The organism is Hoylesella oralis ATCC 33269 (assembly GCF_000185145.2).
GTDB classification, from domain to species: Bacteria; Bacteroidota; Bacteroidia; order Bacteroidales; family Bacteroidaceae; genus Prevotella; species Prevotella phocaeensis.
This window is the reverse complement of record NZ_GL833119.1, coordinates 1676856-1690148: the sequence shown is the minus strand read 5'-3', so window position 1 is coordinate 1690148 and position 13293 is coordinate 1676856. Positions and strand designations below refer to the sequence as shown.

The following is a 13293-nucleotide window of genomic DNA, read 5'->3' as shown; positions in this document are numbered from 1 at the left end:
AACTTTACTCTGAATTTTGTTTATCTTCTATGATGTTCAACATCTTGAAAGTGGCCTTGATTGCGGCCTCTGTTTGATCGGCATCAAGACCACGCGTGCGCAATTGTTTATCTCCATTCTGCCATGTAATAACGGTTTGGACCAGCGCATCCGTCCTACCTCCGGGAGGAATTGTTACGGCATAATTGGCAAGCGTGGGGAATGTACGGTTCAAATTGTCTCTGTAAATCTTGCGCAATGCTTTTACAAAAGCATCGTATTGACCGTCTCCGGTAGAGTCAGCTTCATATTGTTGTCCATCTACCTCTATCTTAATACTGGCAATCGGCTTCAATCCATAAGAAGTAGAAACCATATAACTTACAAGTTTTACTCTGTTCTGTACGGTGTCGTGCTTTAATACATCGCTTACTATATATGGAAGATCATCCTGCGTAACTAATTCCTTTCGGTCTCCGAGCTCGGTAATTCGTTGCGTAACCTTACGGGTTTGCTCCGGTGTAAGCTCAAGTCCCAATTCACAGAGATTTTTTGCAATATTGGCTTTTCCGCTGTTTTTCCCAAGCGCATATTCGCGCTTCCTGCCGAAACGCTCGGGTACAAGATCATTACAATAAAGATTATCCTTGTTATCACCATCGGCATGTACTCCCGCGACCTGCGTAAATACATTCTCACCCACAATGGGTTGGTTAGGTGCCACGGCAATACCGCTGTAACTTTCTACCAACTTACTGATTTCGTTCAGTCTGTTTTCATTAATATTAGTCTTTGCCTGAAACTGATCCTTCAATATAACTTGTACACTTGCAAGCGGCGCATTTCCGCAACGCTCTCCCAGTCCGTTAACCGTAACATGCAACCCTTTGCAACCACTTAATACCGCAGCAAGCGAATTCGACACAGCAAGATCGTAATCATTGTGGGCATGGAAATCGAAATGTTGATCGGGGAAATGCTTCAACATTTTACGCATATATTCCACACATTGCAGAGGATTCATAATTCCAAGCGTATCGGGAAGAAGAAATCTCTTTATGTTAGTGTGCACAAGCCCTTTCATTACCTGATATACATATTCGGGAGAATCTTTCATTCCATTACTCCAATCTTCCAAATAAAGATTTACCGTCATGCGTTGTTGCTCGGCATATTCCAATTCTTTCAATATGTCAGAGATGTGTTCTTCGGGTGTCTTGTGTAACTGTTGCATGCAATGTTTCAAGGAACCTTTGGCAAGTAAGTTGATTACCCTGCCGCCACAATCACTTATCCAATCTATAGATTTCTTATTATCTATAAATCCCAACACCTCTATACGACCGAGCATACCGTCACGCTCCGCATTACGACAAATCATTCTTACAGCATCTTTCTCTCCTTCAGATACCCGTGCCGAGGCTACTTCTATCCTATCGACGTTTATATCATGCAGCAACATGTGGGCTATCATCAGCTTTTCATGCGGCAAAAACGAGACTCCGCTGGTTTGTTCCCCATCCCGAAGCGTACAATCCATGATCTCTACCGCCGGAGGAGTACGCCTATATCTGCTTATTTGTTCTGCTGTTCCCATTGTTCTATCTTATCTTTGTTTTGGAGGAGATAATCAATATCATCCAATCCATTCATAAGACAATGCTTTTTATAGGCATTTATTTCAAAATGTTCGCTGCTTCCGGTCGCCATATTGGTCACAGTTTGATTAGGCAGATCGACTTTTACCTGTGTCTGGTGATCCTTGTCGATACTCTCAAACAACTCTCTAAGGAACATTTCCGACACAACTACCGGCAATACAAAGTTATTCAATTCGTTATTTTTGTGGATATCGGCAAAGAAAGAGCTGATTACAACCCTGAAACCATAGCCGGCTATCGCCCATGCAGCGTGCTCCCGACTCGATCCGGAGCCGAAATTCTTGCCCGCAACCAATATTACACCGCCGTAAGAAGTATCGTTCAGTACAAAATCTTCTTTAAGCGAACCGTCTTTGTTATATCTCCAATCACGAAATAAATTATCTCCGAACCCCTCTTTATCTGTCGCTTTCAGGAAACGGGCAGGGATGATTTGATCCGTATCCACATTCTCAAGCGGAAGCGGAACGCAAGTCGACGTGATTATATCAAATTTCTGTTTCATATCTATTCTAATTAATAGTGTGTTAATCCTTCTTACAATCGACGCGGATCGGTAATTACTCCTGTTATAGCTGCCGCTGCTGCGACCAATGGGGACGCCAATATCGTCCGGCTGCCCGGCCCTTGACGCCCTTCAAAGTTTCTGTTACTTGTCGATACACTGTACATTCCGGCGGGAATTTTATCATCGTTCATAGCCAAACAAGCACTGCATCCCGGTTGTCGAATAGTAAAACCGGCAGCTTCTAATATTTTATCAAGCCCTTCTTCACGTATCTGTTTATCCACTGTCCAGCTTCCCGGCACCAGCCATGCAGTAACATGATTGGCCTTTCTTTTTCCTTTCACGATCGATGCAAATGCCCGGAAATCCTCTATTCGTCCATTTGTACAAGCTCCTAAGAATACATAATCGATCTTATGACCTAATAACTTTTCCCCCGGGTTCAATCCCATATATTCGAGAGACTTCCTAAATGAGGCTTGTCCAACTTCGGGAATTTCGTCCAATGCGGGTATTCTTTCTGAAATACCGATACCCATTCCCGGATTAGTACCATAAGTTATTCTCGGCTCGATATCCGCAGCATCAAAATGAAGTTCTCTATCAAATACTGCGTCTTCACCACTTTTCAAAGTTTTCCAATATGCAACAGCCTTATTCCACTCTTCTCCTTTCGGAGCATACTCTCTGTTTTTAAGATATTCAAAAGTCTTCTCGTCCGGCGCAACGAAACCACCTCTCGCTCCCATTTCTATAGAGAGATTGCAAAGGGTTAGGCGTCCTTCCATACTTAAATCACGGACTACCTCACCGCTATATTCCACAAAATAGCCCGTAGCACCAGATGTCGTGAGCTTCGACATAAGATATAGCGCAACATCTTTTGCAACAACACCGGCTTGAAGTTTGCCATTAATATTGATACGCATAGACTTTGGTTTCTGTTGAAGAATACACTGCGACGCCATCACCATTTCTACTTCCGATGTCCCAATACCAAAAGCTATAGCTCCTACGGCCCCATGCGTACTGGTATGCGAGTCCCCGCAAACGATAGTCATACCCGGAAGCGACAATCCTTTTTCTGGTCCGACCACGTGGATGATACCGTTGTCAGGCGTATTCATCTTGAAATCGGCAACTCCAAACTCCTCTGTATTCTTATATAAGGTATCGATTTGTTTCCTCGATATAGGATCTTCGATCGGTTTATCTTGATCATGCGTCGGTGTATTGTGATCCGGCATGCAGAATATCTGCTTCGGACGAAAACATTTCAGTCCACGTTCACGAAGTCCGGCAAATGCCTGAGGCGACGTAACCTCATGACAATACAACCGATCTATATACAATTGCGTGGGCCCGTCCTCCACCTGTTGCACAATATGTTTATCCCAAATTTTATCAAATAAAGTATTCATTGCAATATAATATAATTATTTCATATTAAACTTCTCATCTGTTTTACTTGTGGCGGAACTTATTAATACAGTCGATATATGCCTCTACCGATGCCGTAACAATATCGGTATTCGCGCCAAAGCCATAATATATGTTTCCATCATATTCCACTTGCATGTGCACTTTGCCCACATCATCGGAACCTTTCGATATGGCTTGTATCGTAAATTCCTTAAGTGTCATCTGCTTTTGGATAATCTTTTTCAGCGCACAGATAGCAGCATCCACCGGTCCGTTACCGGTCGAAGCCTCTTCGAACTTCTGTCCGCTGATGTCAAGTCCAATACTTGCAACACTTCTTACTCCCATTCCTGTCGTTACTTGCAGGAAGTCGAGTTTCACGGCATGTGTCTCTGCTGCATCTGCACCGGCAAGCATCAATAAATCATCATCGTTGATTTCTTTCTTCTTATCTGCTAATTTCAAAAATTTCTGATAAACATTATCGAGTTTGACATCGTCTTCCATATCGATGCCATTTACATGTAAACGATATTTCAACGCCGCTCTACCACTACGGGCTGTCAATACAATCGCATTATCATCGAGTCCTACCTCTTTCGGATCTATAATTTCGTAGGTAGAAACATTCTTCAATACGCCGTCTTGATGTATACCGCTCGAGTGGGCAAAGGCATTTCTACCCACAATAGCCTTATTGGGTTGCACAGGCATATTCATTAAACTCGATACCATGCGCGATGTGGGATATATCCTTGCAGTATTGATATTCGTATCGATATTCAAATGTTTATGACATTTCAATATCATGGCAATTTCTTCAAGAGATGTATTTCCAGCCCGCTCGCCTATACCGTTAATGGTTACTTCTGCCTGACGTGCTCCGTTCAAGATGCCACTGAATGTGTTTGCAGTGGCCATTCCCAAATCATTATGGCAGTGTGTAGAGAGAATTGCCTTATCCATCCCATCCACATGTTCGACCAAGTATTTTATCTTAGCCCCATATTCTTCCGGTAAACAATAGCCCGTGGTATCGGGAATATTGACAACGGTAGCGCCGGCTTTTATCACCGCTTCTACAACTCTTGCCAAATATTCGTTATCCGTACGTCCGGCATCTTCTGCATAAAATTCTACATCCTCAACATACTTTTTAGCATACTTCACGGCAGCCACAGCCCGTTCTATAATTTCTTCTCGTGTACTGTTGAATTTATATCTTATATGACTGTCGCTTGTTCCGATGCCTGTATGAATACGTTTACGTTTTGCATATTGAAGCGATTCGGCTGCAACATCGATATCTTTCTCCACAGCTCGAGTCAATGCACAGATTGTTGGCCACGTAACGGCTTTACTTATTTCAACGATAGAATTAAAATCTCCCGGCGACGAGATGGGAAAACCGGCCTCGATTACATCTACTCCTAACTGCTCCAACTGCTTGGCTATCTGAATTTTCTCTATAGTATTCAGCTGGCAGCCGGGCACCTGTTCGCCATCTCTTAAAGTCGTATCAAAAATAAATAATCTATCACTCATCATTATTTAAATTATTATTCGATCGCCAAATATGTAAAAAAGCCTCTCACACCCACATGGAAGTGTGAAAGGCTTCTATTTATTTCTTCATCTGTTATTACATGCATACCTCAACACTTCCAACTACAAGGATATAGTCGAATACCAAGAATGCTAATAATAATCTGTGAAGTAATCATTCGCTTATTCGTTTATTAAACTTGTGCAAAGGTATAATAATATTTTAAACAATCAAAATAAAATAATACATTTTTCACATTTATACATCAAATCAGCTAATTTATACGCTTATTTTATTTTAAACCGTAAGTTACAATTAAAAAGGAGCTCCCCCATTGTTCGGTTGTATATCGAACGGATCTTCATCCCTGTTCATCTTGGAACCAAGAATTTCGCCGTTAATAGATGGACCTATCGAAGCCATATAGGCATCTTCGGGATTTTGGAAGCGCGTAAACTCGCCTTTGAAGTTCAAAAGAACATCGCCGGTTGCCCCTTTACGGTGCTTAGCTATAATAATCTGCGCCATTCCGTGAAGATCGTTTCCTTTCTCGTCCTCGAAGATATGATAATACTCCGGTCTGTGAACGAAGAGTACCATATCCGCATCCTGCTCTATAGCCCCCGACTCACGCAAGTCACTTAGCTGAGGTCGCTTCCCTTCCAAGCCCTCTCTATTCTCTACAGTACGGTTTAATTGCGATAAAGCCAATATAGGTATTTCCAGTTCCTTGGCCAAACCTTTCAGCGAACGCGATATGGTAGAAACCTCTTCCTGCCTGCTTCCGAACTTCATTCCATTTGCATTCATCAGCTGAAGGTAGTCTATCATGATGATTTTTACTCCCTTTTCTCTGACAAGACGCCGTGCCTTTGTGCGCAATTCGAATACAGATAAGCCGGGCGTATCGTCGACATAAATAGGCGCTCCCGTTAATTTACTTAAATTCTTATCCAGCCGTTCCCACTCATCCTTAGCCAGCTGTCCGCTCAATATCTTATTGCCGGCAATCTCACACGTATTGGAAATAAGGCGTTGCACCAACTGCACATTACTCATTTCCAACGAAAAAAAGGCTATAGGTTCACTATAATCTACAGCTATATTCTTGGCAATGCTCAGCGCAAACGATGTTTTACCCATGGCCGGTCGGCCGGCTATAATAACCAGATCGGCACTCTGCCAGCCCGCTGTTATCTCGTCGAGCTTAGTATATCCCGAAGGTATTCCTGTAAGTCCCTCCGTATTAGCCGACGCTTTCTGCAATATTTCGATGGTACGCTTTACAACCGGTTCTATTTGAGTATAGTCCTGTCGCATATTCTTTTGCGACAATTCGAAAAGCGAACCCTCTGCCTCCTGCATCAGTTCGTCTACATCGATTGTCTCGTCGAATGCCTTTGTTTCGATAACACTGGCGAAAGAAATCAATTGGCGAGCCAAGAATTTCTGTGCAAGAATATGAGCATGGTATTCTATATGTGCCGAAGAAGCCACATGAGAGCTGAGTTCTACGATATAAGCAGGCCCTCCAACATCTTCAAGAGTGCCCTCGCATTTGAGTTCTTCGGTAACGGTCATGATATCTACAGGCTTCTCCTCCATATTCAAAGCCTGTATTGCATTGTAAATTTTCTGATTACGTGGCTCGTAAAAAGTTTCCGGACGTAATACTTCACTGACCATTGAAAACGCATCTTTATCAATCATCAATGCCCCTAGAACCACTTTCTCTATATCGAGTGCCTGCGGTTGAAGGTGCCCGAACGAACTATCGAGCGGTTGCTGACGCCTCTTTCGCTTATTATCTATATCTGGCATTCTAATATTATATTGGATTGCAAATTTACACAAAAACTTTCAAGGTATCAACAATACTTGCTAACTTTTTAAACTCTGCCTTGCAACAAAGCCGGCAACAGGGATATTCTTTTCCTCTCATCCGTGGTCTAAAAAACTTATGTAAACATTGTAATAGAGAGCCATATAAACCCAATAAGAAGATTACACATAACATCTGCCGCAGACAGATACACTATGTAAATGCAATATACCGCACTCCTAAAACAGAAATATCATGCAAGTATGTCAGCCCAATATACAAACCGGCAGGCACACACCCGTCTTAATATAATAATGTATAGAGAATAAAAAAGGCACAAAACAACGGCCAACACTTACTATTTTCTACATTTTTAGAAAATAAACTTACTTTTTGTTTCGTTTTTCACAGAAAACAAATAACTTTGCAAGTAGAAAATAGCTTTTAAAAAGATTTAGATAACGTTTAAAGTAAAAAGATTATGAGAGCGACAGAAGTATTAGAAAGCCTAAAAAGAAGATTTCCCAACGAACCCGAATATATTCAGGCAGTAAGTCAGGTGATAGGTACGATCGAAGATGAATATAACAGACATCCCGAGTTCGAGAAGTCTAATCTGATCGAACGTCTATGTATTCCCGACCGTTTAGTGCAGTTCCGTGTTACGTGGGTAGACGATAAAGGCAACGTACAAACCAATATGGGTTATCGCATTCAGCATAATAATGCCATTGGACCATACAAAGGAGGCTTACGTTTCCATGCTTCAGTGAACCTTTCCATTTTGAAGTTCCTTGCTTTCGAACAAACCTTCAAGAACTCTCTTACCACTCTACCGATGGGAGGCGCCAAGGGTGGTTCCGACTTTTCGCCCCGTGGCAAGAGTAATGCAGAGGTTATGCGCTTCTGTCAGGCATTCATGAGCGAACTATACCGCCACATCGGTCCCGATGAAGACGTTCCGGCAGGCGATATTGGCGTAGGAGGCCGTGAAATAGGCTATATGTTCGGGCAATACAAAAAGCTAACCCACCAATTCTGCGGCATACTTACAGGCAAGGGACAGGAGTTCGGAGGCTCGCGTATCCGCCCCGAAGCCACGGGCTACGGTAATGTTTATTTCCTGCAAAACATGCTGAAAACACGCAATATAGACATTGCCGGTAAGACTGTTCTTGTATCTGGAGCAGGAAATGTTGCCCAATATACGGTAGAGAAACTGATCGAACTCGGTGCAAAACCCGTCACAATGTCAGACTCCGACGGGTATATTTACGATCCCGAAGGCATCGATCGAGAGAAACTCGATTATATTATGGAGTTGAAAAACATAGAGCGTGGCCGTATTCGTGAATATGCAGATAAGTACGGAGTGAAATATGTAGAAGGAGCGAAACCTTGGTTCGAGAAGGCAGACATTGCCCTTCCCTCCGCTACACAAAACGAAATAAACGAAGAAGCAGCCCAAGCACTTATTACAAACGGTGTGTTTGCCGTGTCTGAAGGTGCCAATATGCCATCTACACCAGAAGCTATAAAAGTGTTCCAAGATGCAAAAATCCTCTATGCACCGGGCAAAGCAGCAAACGCAGGAGGCGTTGCAGTATCTGGTCTTGAGATGAGTCAGAACTCTGAACGCCTGCGTTGGAGCCGTGAGGAAGTAGATGCAAAACTTCACGATATTATGAACGATATTCACGAGAATTGCGTAAAATACGGAAAGACTTCCGATGGATATGTGAACTACGTTAAGGGTGCCAATGTTGCAGGCTTCTTGAAAGTTGCCAAAGCCATCATGGCGCAGGGTATTGTATAATTGCCAATCGTTTATGGACAGTACGATTTCGTTCCTCGTACTGTCCATTATTTTTATGAAAAAACGGAACATATATTTGGTAGGGAAAAAAAATATCGTTATCTTTGCACCCGCAATCAAAACGATTGGCGTATTTAGAGGTGCGTTAGTTCAGTTGGTTAGAATGCCTGCCTGTCACGCAGGAGGTCACGAGTTCGAGTCTCGTACGCACCGCTTCACACTACCTATCATAAAGATTTGCATCAATCGGGTGCGTTAGTTCAGTTGGTTAGAATGCCTGCCTGTCACGCAGGAGGTCACGAGTTCGAGTCTCGTACGCACCGCTTTTAATACTCTAAAAACAATATCAGAGTTTTTGAAAGAAAATCGTAAGTATCATAACTTCAGAGAGTTATGATATTTTTGTTTTATACCACTTCCTCTTTTCAGAGTATGTGTAGATACACTAAAATATCCCAAAAGACTCCACAGCGGCTACAATTCAGCTACAGAAATTTCTGAATTTCAAAAAATGTAGCCAAGATTTCAAGTACGGAGAACCTTGGAGGTGCACTCGGCTACAACTTCAAAAAGGTGGACAAAGGGGAAGCAAGCATTCTTCTTGCCGCTGAATTGTATCAGAACAAGGAGGGACGTTATACGATGGAGGAGGTGTTTGCCGATATGGAGGCATTGATACCTAAGAAATGTCGTACCAAGAAAACGGTGTTTCATTGCTCCCTCAATCCTCACCCGGACGAGAAACTATCCAAAGAGACACTCACAGAGATAGTCAAGGAGTATATGGAGGCTCTCGGCTACGGTAAGCAACCCTACATCGTGTTCAAGCACAACGACATTGCCCGTGAGCATATCCACATTGTGTCGCTTCGGATAGACGGTGAGGGAAAGAAAATCAACGACAAGTTTGAAAAGCGAAGGAGCAAGAAGATTACTGATGCCTTGGAAAGGAAATACAATCTTATTCCAAGCTCAAAGATCGCTGACAAAGTGATGAATGAAACACCCAAGATTGACATTAACAAAGGGAATATCAAGGATCAGGTGGCAAGTGTTGTCCGTATGGTGCTGAAGCATTATCGCTTCTGTTCCTTGGGCGAACTGAACGCCATCCTGAGTAAATACAATCTTGCAGTGGAAGAAGTGAAGACGGAGTTTCGGGGAAAGAAATACGATGGACTGGTCTATGTGCCCACAGACGATAAGGGTAACAAGGTAAGCACACCCATCCATGCCTCAGACATCGGTCGTGGTGTGGGCTATACTGCCGTGCAGAACAGAATGCAAAAATCCAAACAAGCCATCAAGCCGCTGATACCCACCATCAGTAACAAGATATTACAAACAATGCGCACCTCTCCCCAAACAGAGGAAGAACTTCGGCAAAGATTGAGGACCAAGGCTTGCGTGTGTTTATCCGAAAGAATGAAAGTGGTCGAATCTATGATATCACTTTTATAAACCACGAAGAGGGCATTGCTCTCAATGGCTCACAATTGGGCAAGGGGTATGCTGCCAATGTGTTCAACGCCAATTTCTCCAATACCACGCACAACCCATTCTTGGACGAAACGCTGTATGGCAGTCCCACCGCTCGTTTGGAACCATCGATCATTCAACCCTTGCGACAGGACACTGAGGAGGGCGACAACCTTGTCGATGAACTCGTCGAGGATATGGTTGATGACTCATTTATATCTACAGGCAACGATGATTAGAAGGAGGCAGCTTGGCAGCGTAAGCTCCGCAAGCAGAGCAAGGTCAATCTTAGACGAAGGAATCGGTAAATCTCTCGTTCAAACAGCAATCAAAAAGTATTCTAACAACAATGTAAACCACCGCTCGAAATTGTCTTATAGGAGAATTAAAATGTCTTATAAGACCATTTTAGACATAAGGGCGGATACAAAATTTTATTCAATTATGGCACAAGAAGACGATTTAAGGGCATTAGGTAAAGTCATGGACTTTATGCGGGGTATATCGGTGATATTCCTCTTGATAAATTGTTATTGGTTTTGCTACGAGGCGTTTCAGGAGTGGCACTTCACGCTCGGTATCATCAACAAGATACTGATGAACTTCCAGCGCACTACGGGCTTGTTTTCGTCCATCCTCTGGACGAAACTCTTCTGTGTGGTATTCCTTGCCTTGTCCTGTTTGGGTACAAAAGGAGTGAAGGAGGAGAAAATCACATGGCCAAAGATTTGGACAGTGCTTTTCGCCGGATTTGTGTTCTTCTTTCTCAACTGGTGGCTGTTGGCACTGCCCATCGGTAAGGTCAGAGCAGCTTCACTTTATATCTTCACGCTGTCAGTGGGTTATATCTGCCTGCTGATGGGTGGCGTATGGATGAGCCGACTGCTCAAAAATAACCTCATGGACGACGTGTTCAACACGGAGAACGAGAGTTTCATGTAGGAAACCCGACTGATGGAGAATGAATACTCGGTCAATCTACCCACACGTTTTTATTATAAGAAAAAATGGAACAACGGCTGGATCAATGTGGTCAATCCGTTCCGCGCCTCGATGGTGCTCGGTATGCCGGAGTCGGGTAAGTCCTACGCCATAGTGAACAACTACATCAAGCAACAGATAGAAAAGGGTTTTGCCATGTACATCTATGACTACAAGTTTCCCGACCTTTCCGAGATTGCCTACAACCACCTGCTTCATCATTTGGACGCTTACAAGGTAAAGCCGCGATTCTTCGTGATTAACTTTGATGATCCTCGCAGGAGCCACCGCTGCAATCCTATCAATCCTGCCTTTATGACGGATATATTGGATGCTTACGATAGCGCCTACACCATCATGCTCAACCTCAACAAAACGTGGGTGCAGAAGCAAGGCGATTTCTTTGTGGAAAGTCCTATTATCCTGTTTTCCGCCATTATCTGGTATCTGCGCATTTATCAGGACGGGAAGTATTGCACGTTTCCGCACGCCATTGAACTGCTCAACCGCAAATATGAAGATGTGTTTCCCATTCTCACGTCGTATCCCGAATTGGAGAATTATCTTTCTCCCTTCATGGACGCGTGGCAAGGCGAAGCGATGGAGCAGCTGGCAGGACAGATTGCCTCAGCAAAGATACCGCTGTCAAGGATGATTTCACCGCAGTTGTACTGGGTGATGACGAGCAATGAGTTCACGCTCGACATCAACAATCCCGACCGCCAGAATATCTACGGAGCAGCGCTGGGGTTATATAACTCGCGCATAGTAAAACTCATCAACAAGAAAGGGATGCTCAAATCGTCGGTCATCATCGACGAGCTGCCCACGATTTATTTCAAGGGACTCGACAACCTTATTGCCACGGCGCGCAGCAATAAGATGGCGGTGTGTCTGGGCTTTCAGGACTTCTCACAGTATACCCGTGATTATGGAGACAAGGAGAGTAAAGTGATACAGAACACGGTTGGTAATGTTTTTAGTGGGCAGGTCGTGGGAGAAACCGCCAAGACGCTTTCAGAACGTTTCGGTAAGGTGCTTCAGCAACGGCATTCGATGACCATCAATCGCAACAATAAGTCCACCTCTATCCCCACCCAGATGGACAGTCTCATCCCTGCAAGTAAGATTTTAAACCTTACACAGGGTATGTTCGTGGGAACTGTGTCCGACAACTTCGACGAGCGCATCGACCAGAAAATTTTCCATGCAGAGATTGTGGTGGATTCTGCCAAGGTATCTGCAGAAACAAAGGCTTACGAACCTATTCCCACGATTGCCGACTTTACAAACGAAGACAGCTCCGATAATCTCAAAGAGACCATCGAAGCCAACTATAAACGCATCAAAAAAGAGATTCTCTCACTTGTGGAATCAGAGAAGGAACGCATCAAGACGGACCCGACTCTTGCCCATTTGAACAAGGAGTAACCCATTTACCAACCGATGTCTCCGAGCATCTGTTTATTGCAAAGGATCCGAGAATAGTTACCTTACCATTGGAAATGGAAAGATAGATGTTCGAGAGAATATATTTAGGACTGTATATGTGCGTCTATTTTTTAATCATCGGGAGGGCTCGGCACCTGTTGCACGCCGCGCCCCCGATGAAAAGAGAGCGTTAATCGTTCCACAGCGAGAATGAGAAACAGTCTGAGTTGCCCTCTTCCTCTTCCTCCTTGTCAAAGATGTTATCCTTCGACAGGGCCGGCCCCGTTGCGGGATCGTCGTCGTCGCCGATGGGCACGCTGATGGAGCCGGCGAGGATGCAGTTTTCTAACTCGATGAGTTTCGATTTCATTTCTGGTTTGATGTACTTTTTCATTTTGTTTGAATGTTTATAAAGTTGATTTTGAATGTTTATAAAAATGGATTGGTAATTTTCAGTCGGCTACGCCGAGACGAGTTGATGAACCGACAGGCGAGTAAATCTCCCAAATCTTTCCAAATCATTTCAAATCCTACAATTTTTATCATTATATATAGGGTTACGGGTTATCGGGGGCGCGCCCGTTTCCGGATGGGGCGGAACATGATAAATCACGCCCCTGCGCCTGCCGCGCCCCCGATGAAAAGAGA

7 protein-coding genes, 2 tRNA genes and 2 pseudogenes are annotated in these 13293 nt (G+C 43.7%); 5 read left to right on the top strand and 6 right to left on the bottom strand.

Going from position 1 to position 13293, the window contains the following annotated elements:
- Positions 1–4: 4 nt before the first annotated feature.
- From HMPREF0663_RS09460 to dnaB, 5 genes are all read right to left on the bottom strand, one after another.
- Positions 5–1576, bottom strand: a complete 1572-nt coding sequence (locus tag HMPREF0663_RS09460; RefSeq protein ID WP_004370267.1) for a hydroxymethylglutaryl-CoA lyase-like TIM-barrel protein — start codon at positions 1574–1576, stop codon at positions 5–7.
- Positions 1555–2145: a 3-isopropylmalate dehydratase small subunit gene (gene leuD / locus HMPREF0663_RS09455; RefSeq protein ID WP_004370266.1), complete on the bottom strand. Its 591-nt coding sequence runs from the start codon at positions 2143–2145 to the stop codon at positions 1555–1557. Before leuD ends, HMPREF0663_RS09460 begins: the two co-directional genes overlap by 22 nt.
- Before the next feature lie 32 nt (positions 2146–2177).
- Positions 2178–3569 carry a 3-isopropylmalate dehydratase large subunit gene (leuC, locus tag HMPREF0663_RS09450; RefSeq protein WP_004370265.1) on the bottom strand — a complete coding sequence of 464 codons (1392 nt, stop codon included), beginning with the start codon at positions 3567–3569 and terminating at the stop codon, positions 2178–2180.
- Between the two features lie 43 nt (positions 3570–3612).
- Positions 3613–5115: a 2-isopropylmalate synthase gene (locus HMPREF0663_RS09445; protein WP_016665158.1), complete on the bottom strand. Its 1503-nt coding sequence runs from the start codon at positions 5113–5115 to the stop codon at positions 3613–3615.
- A 316-nt stretch (positions 5116–5431) separates the two neighbouring features.
- A complete protein-coding gene (dnaB, locus tag HMPREF0663_RS09440) occupies positions 5432–6937 on the bottom strand; it encodes a replicative DNA helicase (RefSeq protein WP_004370263.1) in 1506 nt (501 codons plus the stop codon).
- 482 nt (positions 6938–7419) lie between these two features.
- Here dnaB and HMPREF0663_RS09435 point away from each other — a divergent pair, with 482 nt between their 5' ends.
- From HMPREF0663_RS09435 to mobC, 5 genes and pseudogenes are all read left to right on the top strand, one after another.
- Positions 7420–8754, top strand: coding sequence for an NADP-specific glutamate dehydrogenase (locus HMPREF0663_RS09435; RefSeq protein ID WP_004370262.1), 1335 nt, complete (start codon positions 7420–7422; stop codon positions 8752–8754).
- A gap of 139 nt (positions 8755–8893) precedes the next feature.
- Positions 8894–8967: transfer RNA gene (locus HMPREF0663_RS09430), tRNA-Asp, on the top strand.
- A gap of 36 nt (positions 8968–9003) precedes the next feature.
- Positions 9004–9077, top strand: a tRNA-Asp gene (locus tag HMPREF0663_RS09425).
- Between the two features lie 178 nt (positions 9078–9255).
- Positions 9256–10541: pseudogene (mobB, locus tag HMPREF0663_RS09420) on the top strand (conjugal transfer protein MobB).
- Positions 10542–10677: 136 nt separating this feature from the next.
- Positions 10678–12645: pseudogene (gene mobC, locus HMPREF0663_RS09410) on the top strand (conjugal transfer protein MobC).
- 190 nt (positions 12646–12835) lie between these two features.
- Here mobC and HMPREF0663_RS09405 read toward each other — a convergent pair.
- Positions 12836–13039 carry a hypothetical protein gene (locus HMPREF0663_RS09405; RefSeq protein WP_004370257.1) on the bottom strand — a complete coding sequence of 68 codons (204 nt, stop codon included), beginning with the start codon at positions 13037–13039 and terminating at the stop codon, positions 12836–12838.
- Positions 13040–13293: the final 254 nt, after the last annotated feature.

Excerpts from the sequence above, each read along its gene's own strand:
- HMPREF0663_RS09460 (WP_004370267.1), bottom strand. The coding sequence starts at position 1,576 with ATGGGAACAGCAGAACAAATAAGCAGATATAGGCGTACTCCTCCGGCG.
- leuD (WP_004370266.1), bottom strand. The coding sequence starts at position 2,145 with ATGAAACAGAAATTTGATATAATCACGTCGACTTGCGTTCCGCTTCCG.
- leuC (WP_004370265.1), bottom strand. The coding sequence starts at position 3,569 with ATGAATACTTTATTTGATAAAATTTGGGATAAACATATTGTGCAACAG.
- HMPREF0663_RS09445 (WP_016665158.1), bottom strand. The coding sequence starts at position 5,115 with ATGAGTGATAGATTATTTATTTTTGATACGACTTTAAGAGATGGCGAA.
- dnaB (WP_004370263.1), bottom strand. The coding sequence starts at position 6,937 with ATGCCAGATATAGATAATAAGCGAAAGAGGCGTCAGCAACCGCTCGAT.
- HMPREF0663_RS09435 (WP_004370262.1), top strand. The coding sequence starts at position 7,420 with ATGAGAGCGACAGAAGTATTAGAAAGCCTAAAAAGAAGATTTCCCAAC.
- HMPREF0663_RS09405 (WP_004370257.1), bottom strand. The coding sequence starts at position 13,039 with ATGAAAAAGTACATCAAACCAGAAATGAAATCGAAACTCATCGAGTTA.